General features: G+C 62.8%; 19 protein-coding genes, 3 pseudogenes and 1 riboswitch. Of the genes and pseudogenes, 9 read left to right on the plus strand and 13 right to left on the minus strand.

What is annotated here, in order from left to right; genetic code table 11:
• The first annotated feature begins 421 nt into the window (after window positions 1-421).
• Complete coding sequence (locus NVS83_RS05850; RefSeq protein ID WP_258738491.1) at window positions 422-1,066, plus strand: type IV toxin-antitoxin system AbiEi family antitoxin domain-containing protein; 645 nt, start codon at window positions 422-424, stop codon at window positions 1,064-1,066.
• A complete protein-coding gene (locus NVS83_RS05855) occupies window positions 1,059-1,919 on the plus strand; it encodes a nucleotidyl transferase AbiEii/AbiGii toxin family protein (RefSeq protein WP_258738492.1) in 861 nt (286 codons plus the stop codon). The genes NVS83_RS05850 and NVS83_RS05855 overlap by 8 nt, the downstream gene beginning before the upstream one ends.
• Window positions 1,920-2,274: 355 nt before the next feature.
• Here the strand turns inward: NVS83_RS05855 and NVS83_RS05860 are convergent, their stop codons facing one another.
• Complete coding sequence (locus tag NVS83_RS05860; protein ID WP_258738493.1) at window positions 2,275-2,496, minus strand: helix-turn-helix domain-containing protein; 222 nt, start codon at window positions 2,494-2,496, stop codon at window positions 2,275-2,277.
• A 164-nt stretch (window positions 2,497-2,660) separates the two neighbouring features.
• On the opposite strand from NVS83_RS05860, the pseudogene NVS83_RS05865 reads away from it, so the two are divergent.
• Window positions 2,661-3,161 (plus strand): annotated as a pseudogene (locus NVS83_RS05865) (IS3 family transposase); the annotation flags it as partial.
• A gap of 364 nt (window positions 3,162-3,525) precedes the next feature.
• On the opposite strand, the gene NVS83_RS05870 reads toward NVS83_RS05865, so the two are convergent.
• The 10 genes and pseudogenes from NVS83_RS05870 to NVS83_RS05915 all read right to left on the minus strand — a co-directional run.
• Window positions 3,526-4,344, minus strand: a complete 819-nt coding sequence (locus NVS83_RS05870) for a universal stress protein (RefSeq protein WP_258738494.1) — start codon at window positions 4,342-4,344, stop codon at window positions 3,526-3,528.
• Window positions 4,345-4,347: 3 nt separating this feature from the next.
• Window positions 4,348-4,746, minus strand: a complete 399-nt coding sequence (gene crcB, locus NVS83_RS05875; protein ID WP_258738495.1) for a fluoride efflux transporter CrcB — start codon at window positions 4,744-4,746, stop codon at window positions 4,348-4,350.
• A 19-nt stretch (window positions 4,747-4,765) separates the two neighbouring features.
• Window positions 4,766-6,601 (minus strand): DUF190 domain-containing protein, encoded by a 1,836-nt coding sequence (locus NVS83_RS05880; protein ID WP_258738496.1) that lies wholly within the window; start codon window positions 6,599-6,601, stop codon window positions 4,766-4,768.
• Window positions 6,602-6,624: 23 nt separating this feature from the next.
• A riboswitch (Fluoride riboswitch) is annotated at window positions 6,625-6,700 on the minus strand.
• Window positions 6,701-7,285: 585 nt separating this feature from the next.
• The gene (locus tag NVS83_RS05885) at window positions 7,286-9,148 is read right to left on the minus strand and encodes a dipeptide ABC transporter ATP-binding protein (protein ID WP_258738497.1); all 1,863 of its coding nucleotides are present in this window, start codon (window positions 9,146-9,148) and stop codon (window positions 7,286-7,288) included.
• Window positions 9,149-9,159: 11 nt separating this feature from the next.
• Window positions 9,160-10,083, minus strand: a complete 924-nt coding sequence (locus tag NVS83_RS05890; RefSeq protein WP_258738498.1) for an ABC transporter permease — start codon at window positions 10,081-10,083, stop codon at window positions 9,160-9,162.
• Entirely contained in the window at window positions 10,080-11,027 is a 948-nt protein-coding gene (locus tag NVS83_RS05895; RefSeq protein WP_258738500.1) for an ABC transporter permease, read from the minus strand. Before NVS83_RS05895 ends, NVS83_RS05890 begins: the two co-directional genes overlap by 4 nt.
• 71 nt (window positions 11,028-11,098) lie before the next feature.
• Entirely contained in the window at window positions 11,099-11,809 is a 711-nt protein-coding gene (locus tag NVS83_RS05900; protein ID WP_258738501.1) for a FadR/GntR family transcriptional regulator, read from the minus strand.
• A 17-nt stretch (window positions 11,810-11,826) separates the two neighbouring features.
• Window positions 11,827-13,638, minus strand: coding sequence for a gamma-glutamyltransferase family protein (locus NVS83_RS05905; RefSeq protein WP_374115032.1), 1,812 nt, complete (start codon window positions 13,636-13,638; stop codon window positions 11,827-11,829).
• Between the two features lie 120 nt (window positions 13,639-13,758).
• On the minus strand, window positions 13,759-15,261 hold the full coding sequence (locus NVS83_RS05910; RefSeq protein ID WP_258738503.1) for an ABC transporter substrate-binding protein: 1,503 nt from the start codon (window positions 15,259-15,261) through the stop codon (window positions 13,759-13,761).
• A 296-nt stretch (window positions 15,262-15,557) separates the two neighbouring features.
• Window positions 15,558-16,397, minus strand: a pseudogene (locus NVS83_RS05915) (IS3 family transposase); the annotation flags it as partial.
• A 67-nt stretch (window positions 16,398-16,464) separates the two neighbouring features.
• Here NVS83_RS05915 and NVS83_RS23590 point away from each other — a divergent pair.
• Window positions 16,465-16,668: pseudogene (locus tag NVS83_RS23590) on the plus strand (IS110 family transposase); the annotation flags it as partial.
• Window positions 16,669-17,132: 464 nt separating this feature from the next.
• On the opposite strand, the gene NVS83_RS05925 reads toward NVS83_RS23590, so the two are convergent.
• Together NVS83_RS05925 and NVS83_RS05930 are read right to left on the minus strand one after the other, a co-directional pair.
• Entirely contained in the window at window positions 17,133-17,843 is a 711-nt protein-coding gene (locus NVS83_RS05925; RefSeq protein ID WP_258738506.1) for an SDR family oxidoreductase, read from the minus strand.
• Between the two features lie 205 nt (window positions 17,844-18,048).
• Window positions 18,049-18,321: a hypothetical protein gene (locus tag NVS83_RS05930; protein WP_258738507.1), complete on the minus strand. Its 273-nt coding sequence runs from the start codon at window positions 18,319-18,321 to the stop codon at window positions 18,049-18,051.
• A 231-nt stretch (window positions 18,322-18,552) separates the two neighbouring features.
• On the opposite strand from NVS83_RS05930, the gene zigA reads away from it, so the two are divergent.
• The 5 genes from zigA (at window position 18,553) to NVS83_RS05955 (ending at window position 24,014) form a co-directional block, all read left to right on the plus strand.
• The gene (gene zigA / locus NVS83_RS05935; protein WP_258738508.1) at window positions 18,553-19,773 is read left to right on the plus strand and encodes a zinc metallochaperone GTPase ZigA; all 1,221 of its coding nucleotides are present in this window, start codon (window positions 18,553-18,555) and stop codon (window positions 19,771-19,773) included.
• Between the two features lie 57 nt (window positions 19,774-19,830).
• Window positions 19,831-21,528, plus strand: a complete 1,698-nt coding sequence (locus tag NVS83_RS05940) for an amidohydrolase (protein ID WP_258738509.1) — start codon at window positions 19,831-19,833, stop codon at window positions 21,526-21,528.
• 235 nt (window positions 21,529-21,763) lie between these two features.
• The gene (locus NVS83_RS05945) at window positions 21,764-21,994 is read left to right on the plus strand and encodes a hypothetical protein (RefSeq protein ID WP_258738510.1); all 231 of its coding nucleotides are present in this window, start codon (window positions 21,764-21,766) and stop codon (window positions 21,992-21,994) included.
• 336 nt (window positions 21,995-22,330) lie between these two features.
• Window positions 22,331-23,449: a linear amide C-N hydrolase gene (locus NVS83_RS05950; RefSeq protein WP_258738511.1), complete on the plus strand. Its 1,119-nt coding sequence runs from the start codon at window positions 22,331-22,333 to the stop codon at window positions 23,447-23,449.
• A 307-nt stretch (window positions 23,450-23,756) separates the two neighbouring features.
• Window positions 23,757-24,014: a YtcA family lipoprotein gene (locus NVS83_RS05955; protein ID WP_258738512.1), complete on the plus strand. Its 258-nt coding sequence runs from the start codon at window positions 23,757-23,759 to the stop codon at window positions 24,012-24,014.
• Window positions 24,015-24,017 lie beyond the last annotated feature (3 nt).

The raw sequence follows: 24,017 nt of genomic DNA on the forward strand, positions 1-24,017 counted from the left end.
AGGAAGCTCGCCAAGCTCCTCCCGGGCGGACCGCAGATCAGCCCGGCATGACCGGAGAAGGCGTCCACCGGCGAAACCCGCCTTCGTGCCGGCGCGCCTCACAGGCCGAGTTTTTCAACGGAATCGGTCATATCCGCCTCTCCACCACCGCCATCCTATCTGGCCCTCACCGGCCCCGAAGAGCGGGAATTAGCTGCCCGTTTTTGGGGTGTGGCGGCCTAAAAGAACCGGTTTCGGGCGCTTATTCCACAAGCCGGAGTTGCCGTGACGCCCGCGGGTTACCTATTCTGCCGCTTGATGCCCCTCGATGCCACCAACCCGGCATGCTTTCCGCCGATGAGTTCCCTAGGCGGGAAGCGCCATGTTATGAATCGCATGCAATATTGTTGAAATTGCCTGCATTTTATAACATAGTGGTGCCATGCAGAAGAAGCCCTCTACACAAGCTGAGCGTGCGCTCGCGCTGCTTCAACAGCGCGGCATGATCCGCACCTCGGAATTCAGCAATGCGGGCATTGCGGCCACAACGCTGTCGCGCCTGAAAGAGGCGGGAGCGATTGTGCAAGTTGCGCGCGGCCTTTACGAACTGCCCGATACCGGGTTCGATGCCAACCGGGCCTTTGCGGAGATAGCCAAAATCGCGCCTCGATCGGTCATCTGCCTAACCTCTGCCCTCGCGTTCCACGACCTCACCGATCAGATTCCATCACGCGTCTTCGTTGCCATCGGCCGGAAGGATCGACAGCCGAAGCTTGCAAGCAACCGGTTCCAGTTTGTCCATTTCAGCGACGAGCAGCTTCGGCCCGGGGTGGAGCGCCACCTGATCCACCAGGTGCCGGTGCAGATATTCTCGCCTGCCAAAACCATCGTCGATCTGTTCCGCTACGCACAAGGCACTGGCGCACGCTATCGGCACAGTCCCGGCCTTTCTGTCGCGCTTGAAGGCATGCGCGAGGCGCTACGCACGCGCAAAGCCAAACCGGCCGAAATCGCCCGCTATGCCACCGAGGCCGGCATCTGGAAAACGGTCGAGCCTTATCTGGAGGCCATGACCGCCAATGCCTGAGGCGAAGAAAAACATCGCGGCATCGGTGCGGGCTCGCTTAACCAATCTGGCCCGCGAGCGCGGCCAGTCGCTTCAGCTTCTGTTGACACGCTATGCGCTTGAGCGGCTTTTGTACCGGCTGAGCCTATCGCCCCACCGGGAGCGCTTTGCGCTGAAAGGCGCCATGCTGGTGACTGCATGGTTCGAGAACCCGTTCCGCCCGACCCAGGATGTTGACTTCCTCGGCTTTGGCGACCCCGATCCGGACGCCATGCTTGCGCTGTTCCGCGAAGTTGCCGCGACGCAGCTGGATGACGGTCTCGTCATCGACATCACGTCGTTCCGCGTGGACCAGATCCGCGAGGAACTGGAATATGGCGGCCTTCGCCTGAAGGCGGATGCCGAGATCGCGGGTGCGCGCATCCGCCTGGTTACCGATATCGGCTTCGGCGACGCGATCGAACCCGGCTTGCAGGAACTGACGCTTCCCGTTCTTCTCGATCTCCCGGCCCCTGTTCTGCGCGCCTATCGGCCGGAGACCGTCATCGCGGAAAAATTCCAGGCCATGGTCATGCTGGGCCGCGCCAACAGCCGCATGAAGGATTTCTACGATCTCTGGCAGCTGTCAAAGGCATACACGTTCGATATTGAAACCATGGCACAGGCAATCCGCGCAACCTTCGCGCGACGAAACACCGAAGTACCGACAGATGTGCCTGATGCTTTGACGCCCGCTTTCGCGGCCGACCCCGCCAAAAAGAACCAATGGCAGTCATTCCTGCGCGGCATCGAAGCGGAACCAATCGACCTTGCCATCGTACTCACCGATCTCAGCGCGTTTCTGATGCCGGCAGCGCAGCGGGCACGTGAGTAAGACTGAACAGAAGAGGCCGCATGTTTGATACGACGAGGACGTCCAACAACTTGGCCAACATGCCGGATAACGTCGCGCGAAATGCGTTGACATCTCCCAGAAATAGCTGAAAATACTCAAGTATCAGAGCGCGTCACCCGCTCCACGCATTTTCCACTAGGGCGCATCGCCCGCTCCAGTTTCCCATCCCTCGCAAACTGGCGTTCTTACAGGATTTGCGGGAATTCCGAGCGGTTGAAATCTCAAGTCACAATTAGGCGTTCGAGGCCCGCGGTCACCGCAGGGTTACAAGTCCGTCGCGGGCACCCAGGCTGAAATCGCGGTGTTTCGGGAGTTCGCTGGGGTGCGCGGGAATTCAATTCCGCAGCAGCTCGAACAGGTCCGCACCGATGGCTCGACTGATCTCGATGAACTCCGCCACGTCGAGGCGGCGCTCGTCCAGCTCGTATTTGGATACGAAGGTCTGGCGCTGGCCAAGGCGCTCGGCGAGTTCCGTCTGCGAGACGCCGGCATCCTTCCGCGCTCGAATGAGCCGGGCGATGATCGCCTGATAGTGCTCGCGATAGAGGGAAGCCAAAGGAGCGCCAGTTCTGAGACCAGCGCTCCAATAGAACCCTAATTTAGGGTACCCCAAATTGGAGTACTCTAACATGCTCGCCTCGTCTGGATTCGGGGCGGCGCTGCGTGAAGCATCAATATGTCGGCGACATAAACGATTATCGAAAGTACGCGCTTCTGCGCGTGTGGTCCTATGACTTCGTCGAGGATCGCACCCACAACGGGCGGAAGTTTCGCATGCTGAACGTGATCGACGAGTTCACGCGGGAGTGCCTGGCCATCCGCATTGACCGCAAGCTCAACTCGACCGCGGTCATCGACGTGCTGACGGACCTGTTCGTGCTGCGGGGCGTGCCCAGCCATATCCGTTCCGACAATGGCCCGGAGTTCATCGCCAAGGCGGTGCGGGACTGGATCACGGCCGTCGGGGCCAGGACGGTCTTCATCGAGCCAGCCTCGCCGTGGGAGAACGGCTATTGCGAGAGCTTCAACTCCAAGCTCCGGGATGAACTGCTCGACGGCGAGATCTTCTACAGCCTGGCCGAGGCGAGGATCGTCATCGAGGGCTGGCGCCAGCACTACAACACCGAGCGACCGCACTCCGCACTCGGCTACAAGCCCCCGGCACCGGCCGTCACCGTGCCGCCAACATCAAATGCGACCAACAGGCCCACAATGCATTAGAGTCAACCTGGACCACTCAAGCGGGGCAGGCCACTGCCAACCTCTCCCATTCCGAGCTTCGGCTTCAGGCCGTTCCTAAGACACCAAAACGTCGACCTGCCGACGCTTCTCGACAATCTCTTCAGGCTTGCGCTTCTTCTGCGCCATGACGCCATCCTCCAAGGCTTCGAGCGCCCACTTCAGTGAGGACCACGTTCCAGGGGACAGCACATAGCCGCGCGCCCCGGGGTAATTTCCGGCCTCTGGCGCCGAATTGGCGACGCGATTTTCTCATACAACCAAAGAGCATCGATTTGAGCTACGCGATATTTGTAGACCCAACTAAATCTACGCCAAATGCGAAGAGCTATTATCCCCTTTTCGGCTATAGAGCTTTATGCTCTAGCCATAATGGCAGCTTAGCCGCAGCCAACATATGCCGGGTGGTGCCGCCCATCAGCCATTCGACCAGTGAGCCGTGATGATAGGCTCCTGCCACCAAGAGGTCGGCTCCGAGCTCATGCGCCTCCTCGACAATTTGCGTGCCTATATTGTCGGAGTCGGGTTCCACGATGCGTCGGTCGGCGTCGATGCCAGCGTCCTGAAGCCGGCTGCACAGTTGCATCGCGCGGTCATTGGGATGACCGACTCTGAGAGCCGTGACATGATCGGCCGCGCGGAGCCATGGCATCGCGCTGGCAATGGCGTCGGCAGCGATCTCATGATCGCTTAGCGCCACCACGACATGAGAGAAGGTCGCCGACTTGGGCTCCCATGCGGCCGGGACCAGCAGCACGGGCTTGCCTGTGTGCCACAAGGCAGCATGGAGCGCGTCGTACGCATCCAAATTGTGGTTGTGAACAACCACGAGCAGATTGGTATCTGCGGTTTCGCGCAGGACGCTGGTTTCTTCCGCACCCGTGACAGAGCGCCACTGCACGACCGGCGTCGTATCGTGCTCTGCGTCGCTCCACGCGAGAAACGCCGCATGGACCGCTTCGGCGCGTTCCTCGACCGCACCTTCGCGAACTTCCCGTAGCCGCTGGAACTGGATCTCCTCGCTCGGCGCGACCAGCTTGTTCGGATCAACCATGATGTAGAGCGCATCAACCGCCGCGCCCTCGGCCGCCCGCGCGGCCGTTACCGCGGCATCGAGGCAGAGATGAACTGTGGCGGCAGCGGTGAGGAGAGCCGTGATCTTCATGATCTAAACCGCAGTCAGGCGGGATAGGAGAGCTGGTGTCGAAACACCGGCCCAGACGGCGATCATGCCCGCACTCACAGAGAGCAAGATGTTGAACATGGCGCGACCAATCTCACCATTTTGAATGAGTACGAGCGTCTGAAGGCTGAACGAAGAGAAGGTAGTGTAGCCGCCGCAGACCCCGACCAGCAGGAACGCGCGAGCGTCGGGCGATAGCGCGAACCGGCTGCTAACCTCTGTGCTGGCAGCGATCAGCCCGATCACGAACGAGCCCGTAATATTGATGAAGATAGTCTCCCACGGCAAAGCCTCACCGAAGCGGGCAGTAAACTGGAGGTTGAGCCAGTATCGCGCAAGCGTGCCGATCAGGCCTCCGGCCGCAATCCATCCATAAGTCAGCATGATCGCATCCGGAACATGCTCAACCGGCCTCAGTTGCTAGTTCGACGGGCGAGGCATCTTCATGGGAAATGCCTTTCGGGCCGATATTCCAGTGCTCCAGGTGCTTGTAAACGATCACCTTGTTCGCCAGCAGGTCTCCATGTGCGGCACAGAAGCGCTCAAGCGTCTCGCGATGATCAATCAGCTCGACGCACATCGTCATATGCGGATTACTGATCTCCACACCCGCTTCCATCACCGACCCGTGGTTCGAAAAACCGTAATGCGTGTGGTGCGCCACCGCATTCATGATGCCCTCGCTCTTTGCTTGAGCAACGAGCGCGCGGTAGAGCGGCCTAGAAGACCAGAGTGTCTTGATGCTGCCCTTGGTGGCCTTGTCGCCGGGCTTCATATAGATGCGGATCATGCCGATCTCGCTGGCATTGATTTGATGTTGAGCCATGGTTTCGCTTTCGCTGACGTGGAGGCGATCGATCCCGAAAAGGTCTGCGATCGAGCGTTGCGGACGCGCTGCGCGGGCATCGCGCAGGGTTGCATCAGGAGGCAGCAGGCCATCGTTGGTCTTGGGAACGGCGATGCGCTGCGAGAGATAGATGCCGCTATGGCCCGAGCAGAGATAGGCGATGAAGCAAGCGACGGCGATCGGCACGATGTGTGTTGCGCCAAATAGTTCCACGCCCATTATCGTGCAGGCCAGCGGTGTATTGGTGGCGCCGGCAAAGACGGCGACGAACCCCAATCCGGCGAACAGGTCCAACGGCGCGCCAAGCGCGCCGCCCAACGCATTGCCGAGCGCGGCGCCGATGAAAAACAATGGTGTCACCTCGCCGCCCTTGAACCCGGAGCTCAGGGTGACGACGGTAAAGAGGAACTTGAGTAGCCAGCTCCAGTCGTCGACTGTCGAGCCGAAGAAGCTGGAAATGGTTGGCACGGACGGATCGGGCGACCAGACGCCAAGGCCCAAATAATCACGAGTGCCCAGCAGATAGACCAGTGCAATCACGAGTAGTCCACCGATCACGGGTCGAAGTGGACCATAAGGGATCGAGCGCTTGAACAGGCTACCTAGACCGTGATTAGCCTCAGCAAAAGCCAACCCGGCGAGGCCGAAGGCCACACCTGCTATCGCTGCCTTGCCGAGTAGCAGCGGCTCGATCGACCACGCTTCTCCGGCCGTACCGATATAGTGGATGTGATAGAGGCTGTGATGGATGCCCCAGAGATGACAGGTCCAGTCGCCTACAACGGCCGCGACGAGGCAGGGTACCAGCGCAGCATATTCCACCCGGCCGATTGCCAGCACCTCGAGCGCGAAGACTGCGCCAGCTAGCGGCGTCCCGAACACCGAGCCGAACCCGGCGGCGATGCCGGCCATAAGCAGCACTCGCACGCCCGACGCATCGAGCCTGGCTAACCTGGCGAACGCGCTAGCCAAGCTGCCGCCGAGCTGCACAGCGGTGCCTTCACGTCCCGCTGACCCACCAAACAGATGCGTGGCAACCGTGCCTATGAAGATGAGCGGCGCCATGCGCAGCGGAACGCCACCGCCGGGCTCATGGATCTGCTCCACAATCAGATTGTTGCCACCCTCAACGCTCTTGCCCATCCAGTGATAGAGCAGCCCGATCACGAAGCCACCCAGCGGCAGCAGGAAGAGCAGCCATGAATAGGCAAAACGCGTGCGCGTTGCGACATCAAGACACCACAGAAAGGCGGCGCACAAGCTCCCCACCGCTACCGACATCGGCACGAGGATCAGCGCCCAGCGCAACACCGACAGCGCATGATCCCGCCGCGTGCGCAAGACCGCGACGATGTTCAGTGTCTCAAACAGATTAGCGAATGTTGCGCGCACGATTCCTCCTCGTTGCCTGACGGCTACAGGTAGGAATCATCAGCCACGACGGCGGTTCGGCCCCAAAAGGCCCGGCAGAAATCCATTGCCACAAATATCAATGCATTTGTTGCGGTGCAGCGTCAACGGATTTTGCACGATGCCGATGGGGCGGCACGGTTCGGAACCCGCACGTGAATCGGCAAAGTGAATTGTTACGACATCAGTCTTGCGTCGATAGCTTTTGAACGACCTGGGCTTCCAAACCTGCTGATGGTCTTAGCCACCAATCATTTCTCTAGTCGATCGAAAAACGCCCAAAAGCGGCATACGGGGCGCATCTCTCGAGCTCAGGAATATAGGTTTGATATGAGGCCTCGCCCCAGACGAGCTGATCGGCCGGACCTTCCCTATCCCCCGCCATCGGCGGCGGAACTCAATCGCTCGGAGTTGCTCTGCCTCCTGCGAAGAGCGCCCTTGTGCGTCACATCCTGCTCGTGCGGGTCCGCCCATGCCTTCCCTGGAAGACCGCGTCTTCGTCCTGCCTTCCCGGCTGCGCCCTAGAAGGCTACGAATTGGATCCGAGTCATGATGAAACGGCCTGTGCACGGGGCAGCGCCCTTTTTTGCAGGCTCGGCAAGGCCGAGTGGCGATGGGCTGACTGAGAGGCGAGGTAAATTGGTAGGTCTCGCCTTCGATTTTGCGTCAAAAAGCCCCGACGCTGTGGCGCGCAACGAGATGGCCTGGAGCCACAGAGGCAAGCGGCCGAACAACTGGTTCGTCATCGATGGCTCGGACCGGGCTGGGAATGTTCTCGGTATCCAGCCGGTGGGCGCGGCGTGCCTGTGCCGGATCGGCGACAGGCACAGCCTGCAAGAGCTTCCTTGTGTAAGGGTGCTGCGGGTTCTCGAAGATCTGCCGGCGGGAGCCAATTTCGACGATCTGCCCCAGATACATCACGGCCACACGATGGCTTACCCGCTCGACGACCGCCATGTCGTGAGAGATGAACAGCATCGCGATGCCGGATTCACGCTGCAGTTCCAATAGCAGATTGACGATCTGCGCCTGGATTGAAACGTCCAGCGCGGAAACGGATTCGTCCGCGATCAGCACCCGGGGATTGAGCGCCAGCGCCCGCGCGATGCAGATGCGCTGACGCTGTCCGCCGGAGAACTCGTGCGGATAGCGCCCCGCCATAGCCGGAGACAGTCCGCAGCGCTCCATCAGCTCCCGCACGCGCCGGCGTGCCTCCGCGCCATGTGCCACACCGTGGATGAGCAGCGGTTCCATCACTGAAGCACCGACCGTCATGCGTGGATTGAGCGATGCAAAGGGATCCTGGAACACGATCTGGATGTCGCGCCGTATGCGCTGCATCTCGTGTCGGCTCAGCAGTCCAATGTTCTGGCCGTCAAACTCGATGCTGCCGCTCTGGTTTTCGACGAGCCGCAGCAGCGTGCGCCCGGTCGTGGTCTTGCCGGACCCGGACTCACCAACCAGCGCCAACGTTTCTCCCGGATAAAGTTCGAAGCTGACCTTTTCTACCGCATGTACCTGCTTCAGCGCACGGCCGAACAGCGTGCGCCGAGTGACGAACCGGGTAGTGAGATCGCGGACATTCAGGATGGGCGTCGGCGGCGTCAGGAGAGCGATGGCCTGCGGCTCGCGAGACGCCTCGGGAGGGGTGGAGGAGAGGTCCGACGACCGTGCGTCCGGAAGCGGGAAGGGTTCCGGGGCTTCCTTGCCCTCCATCGCACCGAGCCGCGGCACCGCGGCGAGCAACTGGCGCGTATAGGCCTGGCCGGGCGCCGAGAAGACCCGACCGACCGGACCCTGCTCGACCTTCCTGCCGGCACGCATGACCAACACCTCGTCCGCGACCTCCGCGACCACACCCATGTCGTGCGTGATGAAGATCACACCCATCTTCATCTCGTCTTGGAGATTTCGGATCAATTGCAGGATCTGTGCCTGCACGGTCACGTCGAGCGCTGTGGTGGGTTCGTCGGCGATCAACAGATGTGGCCGGCAGGACAAAGCCATCGCGATCATGACCCTCTGGCGCATGCCGCCCGAAAGCTGATGGGGGTAGCGGTCGAGCACGCCGCGGGCTTCGGGAATGCGCACGCGCTCGAGCATCCGAAGGGCCTCGGCCCGCGCGGCGGAAGCGTCGAGATCCTGATGGTAGCGCAGGGCCTCGGCGATTTGTGCCCCGGCGGGGAAGCTGGGGTTGAGCGAAGTCATGGCCTCCTGGAAGATCATAGCGACGTCGGCGCCGCGAACGCGCCGCAGCGTTTTGTCGTCTGCTCTGGTCAGATCGAGAATGGCGCCATCCCGGCGTCTCAGCATCATGCTCCCGCCAGTGATCTGCCCGCCGCCGAACTCTACCAGGCGCATGAGCGCGAGCGACGTGACCGACTTGCCAGAGCCGGATTCGCCAACGATCGCTAGCGTACGTCCCCTTTCCACGGCAAAGGAAAGGTCGTCGACTGCCGTCACCAGCCGATCGGCACCATTGAAGTGCACCGTGAGGCCTTTGACTTCTGCAATATTGTTCGCGTCCATCTGAACCGTCGTCACTGCTGCTGGCGTGGATCGAAAGCGTCGCGGGCGCCGTCTCCAAGCAGGTTGAAGCCCAGCACCACGAGGAAGATGGCAGCGCCCGGAAAGATCGACATCCACGGCGCCTGCATCATGAAGCCTTTCCCGGTGCTCAGCATGGAGCCCCAGGAGGCGGCGGGTGGTTGCAGGCCAAGACCCAGAAAGGACAGGCTCGCTTCAGCAATGATCGCGGTAGCGACCGTGATGGTTGCTTGTACGATCAGGGGAGCAGCCACGTTGGGCAAAATGTGCCGCACGATGATCCGCAGGTCCGACGCCCCCAGCGCCCGAGCGCTCTGCACATATTCCTCGGCCGCGACCGACATCGCCTGCCCTCGCGCAACACGCGCGAAACGTGGGGCCGCCGATACGCCAATGGCGATCATTGCGTTGACCAAGCTCGGCCCGAGGCACGCTGCCATTGCGATGGCCAGTACGAGGAACGGAATGGACAGGAGAGCGTCGATAACGCGCGAGATCGCCGTATCAACCCAACGGCCGAAATAGCCGGCGACCAGACCGAGCGGCACGCCGATCAACAGACCGATGACCACCGACAGGACACCGGCAGCGAGCGAAGCCCGCGCGCCGAACAGCATCCGGCTGAAGATGTCCCGGCCAAGTTCGTCCGTGCCGAACCACCAGGTGAGCGACGGCGGCTGGCGTACCGCCATGAAATCGGTTTTCAGGGGATCGAATGGCGCGAGGACTGGTGCGAGAACGGCCACGCTTATGAAAAAGGCGACAAGGATCCCGCCGGCCAACGCGAGCGGATTGCCGCGGAACTTGTGCCAGATGCGCAGCGCTTGACTCCGGGGAAGCGCGCCTTCCACCTCTCGGGTCGAAGGTTGCGACGGCTCCGCCGGCGCGGAGAGAGCGGAGTTGGGAAGCGTACTCATTTCCTCAGCCGCGGATTGACCACAAGGTAGAGAATGTCGGCCAGCATGTTGAACAGGATGAAGCCGACCGCGACGCACAGCACGACGCCCTGGACCACGGCATAGTCGCGGGTGAACACGGCATCGACCATGAGCTTGCCGAAGCCGGGAATGCTGAACACCTGCTCGGTCAGGACGGCACCGGCGATGTGCTCGCCAAAGAGAAGCGCCACCAGCGTCACGATGGGCGCAAGCGCATTGCGCAGGGCATGCTTCCAGATAACGACGGCCGACGGCACCCCCTTCGCGTGGGCGGTACGCACATAGTCCGCGTTCAGCGCCTCCAGCATCGCCGAACGCGTATGGCGCATGAGATACGCGGCCGTTGGCGAAGCAAGTACGAGCGACGGCATGATGAGCGTCTTGAATGCCTGGACGGGGTCCTGCGCGAACGGCACATAGCCAGAGGCCGGGAGGAGCCGCCAATGCACGGCAACTACGAAGATGAGGAGGATGCCGAGCCAAAAGTTGGGAATGGAGATGCCGGACAGGGCGAGAATATTCGCCAGCCCCTCCCAGATCGTGCCGCGCCGGACCGCTGCGAGAATGCCCAGCGGGACGCCCACCACCAGCGCAATCAACATTGACATAGCAGAAAGCTCGAGCGTGACCGGAAGCTTCTGGATGATGAGCGCTGTGACCGGCGCGTCGGTCCGCAGCGAGATGCCGAGATCACCTTGAACCACATCGCCGATCCAGTAGCCGTACTGGACGATCACCGGATCGTTCAGGTGGTACTTTTCCCGCAGCATGTCGAGTACCACCGGGTCCCGCTCTTCGCCTGCCAGCGTCAACACGGGATCGCCCGGCAGCAATTGCTGCAGCGAGAAGACGATTATGGAGACGAGGACCAATGTCGGTATGGCGGTCAGCGTCCGGTTCATCAGGATGCGTAGAACTAGCATGTCCTGCCTTCTTGTCGTCCCTTGCCGCTTATCGATTGGCTACGGCGAGCGTCCCGTACGTGGCCGCGCCACTATTCTTCGCTGACGGCCTGCGCCAGCACGTTCTGGATGGACGATATGTGCTCGCGCATGATGGCCGCCCCACGCTGAGGATCCCGGCCAGCGATGGCATCGACAATCTCGAGGTGTTGCCTTGCCGAAAGCGCCAGCCCCCTCAGCGTCCGCGCCTTGGACCGATAGATCTGCCAGGATGGATCAAGGCGGATCTTGTCGATGACGTCATAGAGATCGATGAAGAGCCGGTTCCCGGCCGCTTCCGCGATATGGCGATGGAAGGCGCTGTCCCAACTCTCGATGGTTGCGGCGGGAAGGTCGAGAGTGCGTGTCGCGTTACGCTCGGCAATGCGCCTAAGCATGGCGATCTGATCGCCGCTGGCGCGCTCGGCCGCGAGCTGGACAAGGATCGGCTCCAGCTTGTAGCGGACCTCGATCACCTCAAAAAAGTTGGTCCGGCTGACCAGTCGGTCCAGCGACGGGGTGGCGGAGAGGCGGGCGGGCGCGGTGAACGTGCCCTTGCCCTGCCGGCGCCAGACCCGGCCCTCGAATTCGAGCTCGGCAAGCGCGCTGCGAACGGCACGCCGCCCCACGCCAAACCGACTCGCCAGGTCGCGTTCCGTCGGCAGCGGCTGATCAGGGACATCGCCCATATCGGCGATGAGTGCCCGTAAGAGATCGGCAAGATCAGAGGCATCCAATCCGGACGCGCCTTCCAGCGTCTCCATATCGATTCCTCCTCCGCCTACCGACCCGCCGCGTAACCCTGCATGCCACGCGGATTGGCCGCGGCACGCCGTCTCTGGCCATCGATGGAAGCAGCAACCAGACGTCCCTCCGACCAGTCCTCACCGACCTCGACCGCGTGGCCGCGGCGCTTGAGCTCCTCGACAGTAGAGGTTGGCAGACGTCCTTCCACGATCAACGCGCCAGGGCGGGACATGCGTGGCCAGAAGGATGACGGGAAGTGTTCACTGTGCCAAGCGGGCGCGTCGATGCTCTCCTGAAGGTTCATCCCCGCTGCCGCGTGGCGCAGGAAGAACTGCACGGTCCACTGATCCTGCTGATCGCCACCCGGGCTGCCCCAGGCAAGATAAGGCCGGCCATCGCGCAGAGCGAGAGTGGGCGAGAGCGTCGATCGCGGCCGTTTACCGGGCACCAGCGCGGCGGGGTGGCTCTCGTCGAGCCAGAACATCTGCGCGCGGGTGCCGAGCGGGAAGCCGAGCTCCGGAATCACAGGCGAGCTCTGCAGCCAGCCGCCGGAGGCTGTGGCGGCCACCATGTTGCCATGCCGGTCGACGACGTCGAAATGCACGGTGTCGCCGTCGGGGTCACCGATCTGACCAACGGTCGGCTCGCCAGTACCGAGGCTTCCCACGGACACGCGCCTGTCCCCGGAGACGCGCGCGTCGATCTTGCCGCCGAAGCCTGAGATGCTTCCAGGGCGCAACTCCAGCGAAGCAGTCTCGCCGATCAGCGCACGTCGCGCGTCATTGTAGGCGGGCGATAGCAGAACCTCGATCGGCACATCGGTGAAGTTTGGATCGCCGTAGAAGGTCTCGCGGTCGGCAAAGGCGAGCTTAGAGGCCTCGACCACCAGGTGAATGAAGTCCGGCCCCGTTGGATCGAAGGCGTCGAGCGGAATGTCCTTCAGCAGGGCGAGTTGCTGCAAGGCGACGAGCCCCTGTGTCCACGGTCCCGGCTTCAGCACCCGGTAGTTGCCATAGTCGAAGCCGATTGGCTCCTCGACCGTCGCCTGCCAGCCGGCCATGTCGGCGCCTGTCAGCACCGCTCTGTTGCGCTGCCCGGTCACATCCATGACCTCTTCGGAGCGGCAAAACCGGTCGACGGCTTCGGCTACGAACCCCTGCGACCAGACGCGCCGCGCCGCCTCGATCTGGGTATCACGCTGCCAGCTCGCCGCCTCCGCCTCGCGCACGATCCGCTCATAAGTGGCGGCCATGGCGGTGTTGGTGAAGATAGAGCCCGGGCGCGGCACGTCGCCGCCGGGGAGGTAGACCGCCGCGGAACTGTGCCAGTGATCGCGGAACAGATCCGCCACCGTGGCAATGGTGGCGCTGGCCCGCTCCACCAGTGGATGGCCGTTGCGCGCATAGGAAATGGCCGGTGCCAGCACGTCGGCGAGCCGCATCGTTCCCCAGTTCAGCAGCATGATCATCCAGGCGTCGAAGGTGCCGGGAATACAGGGAGCGAGCATGCCCGCGCCGGGTACGAGGTCGAGACCGAGGCCGCGCAGATGTGCGATCGTCAGGCCGGCGGGGGCAGGCCCCTGCCCACAGATGACCTCGGCGCGCTCGCGGCGCGCGTCATAGATCATGATCGGCACGTCACCACCCGGTCCGTTCAGGTGCGGCTCGACCACCTGCAGGGTAAAGGCGATGGCGCATCCGGCGTCGAAGGCGTTCCCACCCTTCTCCAGAATGGACATGCCCACCGCGGTCGCGATCCAATGGGTGGACGCCACGACGCCAAAGGTACCCTCGATCTCCGGGCGGGTCGTGAACGGATTGGGATTGATCTTCTTTAATACGGGCATATTCATCGAAGGCAGAGCTCCGCTGCACAGGCAGCTCAAGGCGCACCGGTCGTGCCGGGAATGAACCACTCCCGGCGGGGAGCGGGGCGGCCATGACCACCCCGCGGGATGTCAGCGGGATCAGTCAGCGCTCGCCTCGACTCCTTCGAGGTCGATCACCCCTTCCGGCGACGGCGAGAAGCCGGAGAGCTTGCTCGACAGGCCGTAGATGCGCGGCTCAAAGTAGAGATAGAGAACCGAGCTCGTACTCTGAAAGTCCTTGAGAATTTCGGTGTACATCTTCTTGCGCTCAGCTTCGTCATTGATCGCCCGCGCCTTCGCGATCAGCGCGTCCACCGACTTGTCGCAGTACTTGGTATCGTTCTGCGTGCCCTTGCAGGCGATGAACTGACGAACATAGGCGTCGGGATCGAGGCGACCCGAGAAGCCCTTGATCGTAGTCTGGAACTCGCCGCTGCGATTGTAGGAGATCAGCGTCGCATATTCGGTGGCGTTGAGCTGCACGTCGAACCCGGCCTCGCTGGCCATCGCCTGCACCATCTGTCCGACCTGTTGGGCAATCGGCGTATTGGCGATGTTCATCTTGACCGGGAACGGTGTCTTCACGCCTGCCTCGGCGAGAAGCTGCTTGGCCTTCGCCACGTCGCGGGCCGGGATCGGCCGGTCGATATGGTAGGGGCTGGCCGGGGCAAAGGGCTGGTCGGCAGGAACATAGTGGCCCTCGAACACCACCTTGTTGATGGCGTTCCGGTCGATGGACAGGTCGAGAGCGTGGCGCACGCGCGGATCGCGCCCGATCGGGGTGTCTGCCTGCGCGGTGCCGCCGATGTTGATATCCATGTAGGTGAAGGCAAGACCGGGAACGGATTCGATCTTGATGCTCTTGTCGCTGCCCGCAGCCTCAAGGTCGCTGGGCGCGACCCGCTCAACGAGATCGAGATCGCCGGAGCGCAGATTGGCCAGCCGCACCGTCGCGTCGGGGATTACCCGGAAGATGACGCGATCGAAGTGATACTTGTCCTTGTTCCAATACTTGTCGAACTTCTCGAGCGTGATGTTGTCCTGGAACACCCGGCTGACGAATTTATACGGCCCCGAGCAGACGGGATGGCTGGTGACGTCGCCACTCGCCGCCTTGGGCGCCAGCATCATGCCCGCGCGGTCGGCAAGCTGGGCGAGGAGGCCCGCGTCCGGCTGCTTCAGCTTGAACACCACGGTGAGCGGGTCGACGGCCTCGACGCTCTGGATCGAGCTGATCTCGTTCTTGCGCAGCGAGTCCGGCAGGGTCTGCGCCCGTTCGATGTTGAACTTCACCGCTGCGGCGTTGAAGGGCTCACCATCGTGGAAGGTCACCCCGTCCCGTAGCTTCATCGTCAGCGTCTTGCCGTCCGGGCTCCAGGACCAGCTGGCGGCGAGAGACGGCTCGATCGCCAGTTTGGCGCTGACCTTGAGCAGGCTGTCGCACAGGGACGGAAAGACGATCCGACTTGCGAATGAACGCGCCCGGTGAGGATCGAGGAAGTCCGGATCCTCCTGCACACCGATGCGCAGGGTCGACTGCGCATGCGCCGACGCAAGCGATGCTGACAGGATCAGCAGGGACAGGGTAAGCCTCGCACGCATGAACAACACCTCTTTCTTCGTGGGCACGCCGCCGCGACACCTGAGACCATGTCTCAGGCGGGGATCAGCATGCTTGCGCCAACAGGAATGCACTTCTCTGAATTGGTAATACTTAATATCGAAATCAGTTACTCAGATAAAGTCTCAATATTTGGCAATTTGCTTAGATATACAACAAATTCGATCGCTGACGGATATCAAGTCGAACCATCGATAAATTGGTTCGACATAGCCAGGTAACCTGAGCCCCTTTTCTCCTCCGGCTTAGGAGAGAGTCCGAAGGTTGATTTTTGGCCTCAGGCGGCGTGGGTTTCCAGTGCGATTGTTGCAGCAAACTCGGCGTGGGATCGATTGCCGAGAGCTGAATGAGGGCGGTTCAGGTTGTAGTCCTCCTTCCACGAGGCGATAGCGGCACGGGCTTGACCCAGGCTCGAGAAGAGGGTCTCGTTCAGGCGCCCGTCCCTGAACCGACCGTTGAAGCTTTCGACGAAGCCGTTCTGCATCGGCTTGCCGGGAGCGATGTGGTGCCATTCGACGCCGCTCTGCTGGCACCATTTGAGAACGGCCATCGAGGTCAGCTCGGTGCCATTGTCGGAAACGATGGTCGCAGGCCTGCCCCGGATGGCGAGCAGCGCATCGAGTTCGCGTGTCACCCGAAGGCCCGAGAGCGAAGTGTCGACCACCAGCGCCAGGCACGCCCGGCTGAAGTCGTCGACGACAGCCAGCACCCGGAAACGCCGACCGTCCGTGAAGGCATCCGACACGAAGTCGAGGCTCCAACGGACGTTGACCCGATCCGGGACCAGGATGGGACGCCGGGCGCCAAGCGCTCGCTTGCGTCCTCCGCGGCGGCGGACCTGAAGCTTCTCTTCCCGATACAGCCGCCAGAGCTTCTTCTGGTTCATGACGACACCCTGGCGCCCTAGCATGATGTGGATGCGCCTATAGCCGAAGCGGCGGCGCTCTCCGGCCACGGCCCGCATGGCTTCCCGCAGGCTGTCATCATCGGGACGCACGCTCCGGCAGCGCACGCTGGTGCGATCGACGCCCAGCGCCTGGCACGCCCGACGCTGGCTCACCCCGTGCGCGGCACAGGCATGAGCCACGGCTTTGCGCCTTGCATCGGGCGTCACCATTAATGGGATGGTCCGCCCCGTCTCCCCGCCTCATTCTATCGAGGCATCGTGCGAAGAGGAGACCAGCATGACCCAGCGCAACAAGCCCCGTGACGCGGCCGTCTTCGGGATCGACATCGGCAAGAACACCTTCCACGTCGTCGGGATGGACGGCACCGGGGCACCGATCCAGCGCGCTACGTTCCGGTGGGAGACGCTGCTGCAGTTCTTCGAGCGCGCAGCGCGGACCGTGGTCGGGATGGAAGCCTGTCCCGGCTCCCAGTGGCTCGCCCACTCCAGTTTTCCATCCCTTACAAACCGGCGTCGCTACAGGGTTTGCTGGGATCTCGGGCGGTTGAAATCACAGACCACAATTAGGCGTTCGAGGCCCGCGGTCACCGCAGGGTTATAAGTCCGTCGCGGGCACCCAGGTTGAAATCGCGGTGTCGCGGGAGTTCGCTGGGGTTCAATTCCCGCCTGTCGTCAACGCGTAGCGCGGCGGCTTGCCAGTGCTTCGACTATGATCGAGACCGCCTCCAAATCGGCAGACGTGAGCACGTTCGCCGCAGCGAATAGCTTGGTCTTGCGGCCGACGGCGTCCACCTGAGCGCCGAATGAAAGAAGCGTGTTCGGTCCCGATGATCTGCTCTTCCGTGGACCGTGAGGGGCGCATCGCGCGTCTCCTCAAGCGACGCACTCCACCTGAATCCGGAGGAGGATCAGGTTCTCACGTCACTTCCATTCCGTGAGCCCGGCTCAGGCAATAGCCCCGCCTCCGTCGACATAGACGGTGCTGCCGGTGAGGTAGGGGTTGGCAATGAAGGCCATGATCTGCACCGCGATATGGGTAGGCGTGCCGACCAACCCGACGGGCAGCCGCTGTGCCGCGCCCTCGAACATGCTCTGGCGCGCATCGCCGGCGAGCCCGCCATACATCTCTGTCATGACGAGGCCGGGCGAGACGCAGTTGACCCGCACCGGGGCGAGTTCGAGCGCCAGACCGCGTGTCAGCCCTTCCAGCGCGGCGTTGATCGCGCTCTGGATCGCGGCACCCTTCTTCGGCCGGATCGACAGGAAGCCGGAGACAAGGGTCAGCGAGCCACCATCCACGATCTTCGCCGCGCGAGCGACGCGATAGGCGCCCCAGAATTTCGAGTTCATGGAATCGTAGGCATCCGCTAGCGGCAGCTCACGGACTGCAGCGACCTTCGTTCTGGCGGCCGAGACCACGACATGGTCGAAGGGGGCCTGAGCGGCGAAGAAGGCCTCGATCCCGGCTTCGTCTGTCGTGTCGAGTATCTGGCCAAACGCTCGCTCGCCCAGACGGGCCGCGGCCGCTTCCACCTTCTCGGCCGAGCGCGACGCGACCAGGACCGAAGCACCGGCCTCAAGCACCGCCTCGGCCGCGCCGAAGCCGATGCCGGACGTGCCGCCGATGATGAGTATGCGTTTGCCTGAGAGGGTCATGTGCAGGCCTCCTTTCGTGTTCCGAAGTGGCATCAAGAGCCATCGAGATCAGCGACCACCGACCGGTCGCGCGTTACTGCAGGCAAGCCCTGCCCCTGAACGAGCGATAGAGCGCGTAGAGCAGAAACGCTGCCGACAACGCAATACCGACATAGATGATGTTGCAGACGGCCGGGGCCGGTGATGGTCCGCGACCGAAAGCGTTTCATTCTGGTTTCAGCCTGACGCTCGCAAAGCTCGCCAGAAAGGCCAGTGCGTACGAAAAGGCAATCAGCTTTTCGTTGTTGTCTTTTCTCTTGTCGTTTGCCTCGGCTGCACCGCGCCAGGAGGCCTGCAACCGGGATTTGTGGCTGAGCCAGATGCGAGACCTCACCGCAAACCGCCCATCCCCGGCGATCGCCAGCAGCCACAGCAGAGGAATCTCGGAGCCGCCAGTGGCGTGAATTGTGGGCCGATCAGATCCGGCTGCGAGCTCCATCGCATCGGTGATCTGCGCAAGACGGCTGTCGCATCGGCTTCCCCCTTAGCTTTCTCATCGCGATTGGAGGAGCCACGATGCCCACATTTAGTCATCGGGTGCGAGGGGGCGTCAATATCTGGATCGGCTCGCGGTCCATCTTTTCGTCTGCGACGTTCCCGCGGGGCTTGATCGACATCCATCTCCATGCAAATGATATATTGTATCAATATGCAAGTGGAGCGTGCATATATGTCCGATTCACGCCTTCCGGTGACAGTACTCTCCGGCTTCCTCGGCGCCGGCAAGACCACCCTGCTCAACCATGTGCTGGCCAACCGCGAGGGGATGCGCGTCGCCGTCATCGTCAACGACATGTCGGAGGTGAACATCGACGCCGAGCTCGTGCGCTCGGGCGGCGCCAACCTCTCCCATACCGAGGAGAAGCTGGTGGAGATGACCAATGGCTGCATCTGCTGCACCTTGCGCGACGACCTGCTCGCCGAGGTGCGCCGGCTCGCCGATGACGGGCGCTTCGACTATCTGCTGATCGAATCGACCGGCATCGCCGAGCCGCTTCCGGTGGCCGCCACCTTCGAGTTCCGCGACGAGGAAGGTTTCTCGCTCTCCGACATCGCCCGGCTCGACACCATGGTGACGGTGGTGGACGCGGCGAACCTCCTTAGGGATTTCGGCAGCCGCGACTTCCTGCGCGACCGCGGCGAGACCGCTGGCGAGGACGACGAGCGCACCCTGGTCGATCTTCTCACCGACCAGATCGAGTTCGCCGACGTCGTCGTGCTGAACAAGGTGTCGGATATCGCCCCAACGCGCCGGAACGAGGTGCGCGCCGTCATCAAGGCTCTCAACCCGGACGCCCTCGTCATCGAGACCGACCATGCCAACGTGCCACTCAAGGACATCCTCGGCACCGGGCGTTTCGACTTCGAGCAGGCGCATGAGCACCCGACCTGGTTCAAGGAACTGAACGGCTTCCGCGACCACGTGCCCGAGACCGAGGAATACGGCGTCTCCAGCTTCGTTTATCGCGCGCGCCGTCCGTTCCATCCGGAGAAGTTCAACGCCTTCCTCGCCAGGACCTGGCCCGGCCTCGTTCGCGCCAAGGGGCTGTTCTGGCTGGCGACGCGTCCGCGCCGGGTTGGGCAGATGTCGCTTGCCGGCGCCATCTGCCGCACCGGCTCGATCGGCCAGTGGTGGGCTGCGATCCCGCATGAGCGCTGGCCGACGCAGCCCGACTGGCGTAGCTGGCTGCGGCAGCATTGGACGCCCGGCTATGGCGACCGGCGACAGGAGCTCGTCTTCATCGGCGTGAACATGGACGAAGAGGCGATCTGCGCCGCGCTCGACGACTGCCTCGTCGGGCCCCTCCGACCCACTGTCTTCGATCCCGAACCACTTATGCACCTGCCGGACCCGTTCCCGGCATGGGAAGTCTCGTCCATGGCGGGTTAGCCGCGCGCATATTCGGCGCGGCGAAGGGCGCCGCGTCGAACCAGGCGGACAAGTTTGTTGCGGGGCCTGGCGCATGCCGCGATCGTGGGTACGCTGCTCGCTCCGGAGGCCGCCTTCGCACAAGAAGTCGCCGATACGATCTACTCTGGCGGCGCCATCCTGACCATGAACGACGCCGCGCCGACCGCCGAGACCGTTGCGGTCAAGGACGGAAAAATCCTGGCGGTCGGGACAGTTGCCGAAATCGAGGCTTTCCGCGGGACCGAGACAAAAGCGTTCGATCTGTCGGGCCGGTCGATGCTGCCGGGATTTTTCGACGCCCATGGCCACATGCTGATCGGTGGGCTGCAAGCACTCTCGGCAAACCTGCTGTCGCCGCCGGACGGCGAGGTGGGAGATATGGCAGGTCTCAAGGAGACGCTGAAGGCCTGGGCCAAGGACAACGCCAATGCCGTCAGACAGGCGAACCTGATCGTCGGCATTGGCTACGATCCCGCACAGCTCGCCGAGGAGCGGCACCCAACCCGCGAGGATCTCGACGCCGTCTCCGCCGACGTGCCAGTTTTCGTGATCCATCAGTCCGGACATATGGGCGCGGGAAACTCCAAGGCGCTGGAAGTGGCCGGCATCACTGCCGACAGCCAGGATCCCGCCGGCGGCAAGATCCTCCGCGGCGCCGATGGCCAGCCGACTGGCGTTCTGGAAGAGAACGCCTTCTACGCCGCGCTCACCAAGCTGATCGCGCCGGTCGGTGCGGAAGGCTTCGAGACTTTCGCCCGAGCCCGTGCGGAACTCTGGGCCAAGTACGGGTACACCACCGCTGAGGAAGGCCGTTCGGTCCCGGCAACCGAGGACATGCTGCGCAAGGTGGCCGATGAGGGCGGGTTCAAGATCGACGTCCTGACCTATCCCGACGTCCTGGTTGATCGAGACTATATCGCCGCCCACATCTCCCGCGACTACAAGAACCGGTTCCGGGTGGCCGGTGCCAAGTTGACGATCGACGGTTCACCGCAAGGTTTCACCGCACTGAGGGATCGGCCCTATTACGATCCCGTCGGCGACTATCCTCCCGGCTACGCGGGCTATGCCGCCGCGACGATGGAGCAGATCGTCGACGCGATCGACTGGGCCTTCGCCAACGGCATACAGATCAACACCCACGCCAATGGCGAGGGGGCGTCGGACATGCTGATCGCCGGCATCGATGCGCCGACGAAGAAATACGGGCCTGCCGACCGCCGTCCGGCGCTGATTCACGGTCAGTTCCTGCGCGAGGATCAGGTCAATTCCTACAAGCGGCTGGATGTGTTCATGTCGCTCTTCCCGATGCACACCTTCTATTGGGGCGACTGGCACCGGGAGCACACTGTCGGTCCCGAACTCGTGGACAACATCGCGCCGACCGGCTGGGTGGTGAAACGAGGGATGAAGTTCAGCACCCATCACGACGCGCCGGTATCCTTCCCCAACAGCATGAGGGTGCTCGACGCTACCGTGACGCGACGCTCGCGCTCGGGCGACATTATCGGGCCGGCGCAACGCGTGGATGTGATGACGGCGCTGAAGGCGATGACGATCTGGCCGGCATATCAACATTTCGAGGAGGCCCCGAAGGGTTCGATCGAGCCCGGCAAGCTCGCCGATTTCGCGATACTGTCCAAAAATCCTACCGCCGTTGATCCGGAGACGCTCGACACGATCGACGTCGTTGCCACGATCAAGGAGGACGTGGTCGTCTTCGAGGCCCAATAGCGGCCTTCACAACCGCTCTCATCTCGGTCCCGGTGGCATCCGGCCCTTGCCGCGGGGGCCGGGTGGAGCATCATCGTCGACCAAGGCGGCGCAGATCAGCGGTGGCCGCCGGGGGATTTCACTCAGCCCTGGCCCGCAAAGCGGATTTTTCGTTTGGAGTCAGAAAGATCGACTCTTGCGGAACGGCCCAGCTCGTCTACATGGGCGTCGTCATGTCGAGACGGGAGTTGCGTCGGTGTTGTTCGCGCAGAGCTACGATCCGGAAACCGTGGCGTTGCTCCAGCAAGTCCTCGAGGACGCCTGCATCCGGGCCTCGGCGCGCGCGCCGCTGAATGAGGGCATTCGCACCATGCTCGCGTCGGCTGTGCTCGAGGGAGCGCGGCTTGGTCTGCGCGAGCGGGACGAACTGCTTCGCTTCGCCCTGCGGGCGATCCCCTCGTTTCGCGAGCGGGAAGCGCAGTTCTAGCGGGCGTGCAAGGCCCCCTCGCCGGGAGAACGCGGCCAGATCGGCTTCATCTGCCGCTACGGCCAACAGGCGGATCAGCTGCGCACGACTTCTTTGCGGCAATGCTCGAGCTCCTGATGCGCGCCCGGTTCGGTGACCGGTTGCCCGCGACCGAACCATCGCCCGCCGACGGGCTTAGCGCCGACCAGATCGCCCCCGCTCGATATTACCACAAGGACGATAGACACACCTGCTCCTCCCCGATACCTAGGACCGGAACCGTCGCAGTCCAACGTCGAGCGGGAAGGCCTCGAGACGCGTCGATCGCGCCGGCCGGTGTTCGAGGACGAGGCCCACATGTGCACATCACTGATCTACAGCGACGCCGCCGGCAAAGCCTATTTCGGCCGGACGCTCGAGCTCACGATCGATCTGCCGTACCAGATCGTCTACCTGCCGGCGGGCTTTTCCGTATCCTCGCGGATCGAAGGCCATCCGAGCTTCGACTTCAGCACCCGCTACGCAGTGCTCGGCGTTACGATGCCCTGCCGTGTGCCAACGGCGCAGTCCCCCATCGGCATCGACGATCTCAAGATACTTGAAGGGATCAATGAGCGGGGCCTCACCTTCAGCCTTCTCTCCTACCCGACCGCCGGGGGCGGGCACCGCTCGGTGGCCGTGACGCAGAGCGTACTCTCCGCCTCCGATCTCGGTAGCTGGGTCCTTGGGCAGTTCGAGACGGTCGAGGAGGTCAAGGCGGCACTTGCCGAGCAGCCCGTTCTGCTCGCTCCGCTCGCCATCCTTGGCGGCGTCGAATCACCTTTTCATTACGTGGTCCACGATGCCACCGGCGCCTGCGCGGTCATCGAGTTCAATCGCGGCGTGATGTCGATCCACGACAACCCCGTAGGGGTGATGACCAACGGCCCGGACTTCGGCTGGCACCTGACCAACCTGGCGAACTACACCTTCCTGAGCAACGTCGACCGCTCGAGCGGAAGCTTCGGCGCGCTGAAGGTGATCCAGCCCGATTCAGGGATAGCGACGGCCGGCCTGCCAGCGTCCAACACCTCCGTCGGCCGCTTCGTGCGCGCCGCCTACTACGCTCATTTCGCCGAGAAGGCGGCGACACCCGACCTCGCCATCCGTGCCCTGAGCCACATCATGAACAACTTCGACCGTCCGCGCGGCGTCACCATCGACTATCCGACGCCGGAAGGCGGCGGACATATGGAGGTCGCGGGCCTCGGGGCCGATACATCCACCAAATACGCTACCGAGTTCACAAGCTGGACCAGCCTCGCCGATCTCGACCGGAGGCTGTTCTTCATCCGCGATTATGAAAGCCTGAATTTCGTCTCCTTCGACCTCACCGCCCTCGACGGGGTCACCCAGCCGAGGGTACTTCCGCTCAAGAAGCTGGCGGGAGCGCAGACCGACGCGACCGGGATGCTCAAGGCCGCGCTGCCGTCCTGAATTGGCGGCACTCGCCTTCACCCGATGCGGCGGACAAAGGCATTCTCACGACGCCCCTTTTTGCTTGGAAAATCGAGCTGCTGCAGGCTCATGCTCATGATGCGAGAACGTGTCCCTGCGAAAGTCGATAGTGGCCTCCATGATCGAGACGATCCACCGGGCGTGCATCTGCGCCCTTTCCGTCACGCCTTGCGCATTGGTGGTGGCCGGCGACGGTGCAAGGGTTGGATCGGCCGATCACGGCTGTTAACTGTGCAGGAAGTGCTACGCGGGCGGGGGTAACATGCGTGGGATACAGGCTTTTCGCATGTCCGGCCTTCTGGCACCCGCGTTGGTCGGCCTCGGAGGCTGCTCGCCCTATGCGAGCCCCTCCGTTCCCCTGTTCGGCGCCTATTTCCCGTTCTGGCTCTTCTGCGCGGCGGCTGGCGTCATCGGGGCGCTGGTACTGCGCGCGGTTTTCATTCGGCTGGGCATAGATGACGTCCTGCCCTGGCGGCTGATTGTCTATACCTGCCTTGCCGCCGCGATCGGGTTCAGCCTCGCTCTGCTGGTCTACGGGCGCTAGGCG

This window comes from Ancylobacter mangrovi (assembly GCF_024752335.1).
Classification (GTDB): Bacteria; Pseudomonadota; Alphaproteobacteria; order Rhizobiales; family Xanthobacteraceae; genus Ancylobacter; species Ancylobacter mangrovi.

Excerpts from the sequence above, each read along its gene's own strand:
- NVS83_RS05925 (WP_258738506.1), bottom strand. The coding sequence starts at position 17,843 with ATGACCCTCTCAGGCAAACGCATACTCATCATCGGCGGCACGTCCGGC.
- NVS83_RS05910 (WP_258738503.1), bottom strand. The coding sequence starts at position 15,261 with ATGCGTGCGAGGCTTACCCTGTCCCTGCTGATCCTGTCAGCATCGCTT.
- NVS83_RS05955 (WP_258738512.1), top strand. The coding sequence starts at position 23,757 with ATGTCCGGCCTTCTGGCACCCGCGTTGGTCGGCCTCGGAGGCTGCTCG.
- NVS83_RS05900 (WP_258738501.1), bottom strand. The coding sequence starts at position 11,809 with ATGGAGACGCTGGAAGGCGCGTCCGGATTGGATGCCTCTGATCTTGCC.
- NVS83_RS05890 (WP_258738498.1), bottom strand. The coding sequence starts at position 10,083 with ATGAGTACGCTTCCCAACTCCGCTCTCTCCGCGCCGGCGGAGCCGTCG.
- NVS83_RS05895 (WP_258738500.1), bottom strand. The coding sequence starts at position 11,027 with ATGCTAGTTCTACGCATCCTGATGAACCGGACGCTGACCGCCATACCG.
- NVS83_RS05850 (WP_258738491.1), top strand. The coding sequence starts at position 422 with ATGCAGAAGAAGCCCTCTACACAAGCTGAGCGTGCGCTCGCGCTGCTT.
- NVS83_RS05905 (WP_374115032.1), bottom strand. The coding sequence starts at position 13,638 with ATGCCCGTATTAAAGAAGATCAATCCCAATCCGTTCACGACCCGCCCG.
- NVS83_RS05870 (WP_258738494.1), bottom strand. The coding sequence starts at position 4,344 with ATGAAGATCACGGCTCTCCTCACCGCTGCCGCCACAGTTCATCTCTGC.
- NVS83_RS05950 (WP_258738511.1), top strand. The coding sequence starts at position 22,331 with ATGTGCACATCACTGATCTACAGCGACGCCGCCGGCAAAGCCTATTTC.
- NVS83_RS05855 (WP_258738492.1), top strand. The coding sequence starts at position 1,059 with ATGCCTGAGGCGAAGAAAAACATCGCGGCATCGGTGCGGGCTCGCTTA.
- zigA (WP_258738508.1), top strand. The coding sequence starts at position 18,553 with ATGTCCGATTCACGCCTTCCGGTGACAGTACTCTCCGGCTTCCTCGGC.
- NVS83_RS05885 (WP_258738497.1), bottom strand. The coding sequence starts at position 9,148 with ATGGACGCGAACAATATTGCAGAAGTCAAAGGCCTCACGGTGCACTTC.
- crcB (WP_258738495.1), bottom strand. The coding sequence starts at position 4,746 with ATGCTGACTTATGGATGGATTGCGGCCGGAGGCCTGATCGGCACGCTT.
- NVS83_RS05930 (WP_258738507.1), bottom strand. The coding sequence starts at position 18,321 with ATGGAGCTCGCAGCCGGATCTGATCGGCCCACAATTCACGCCACTGGC.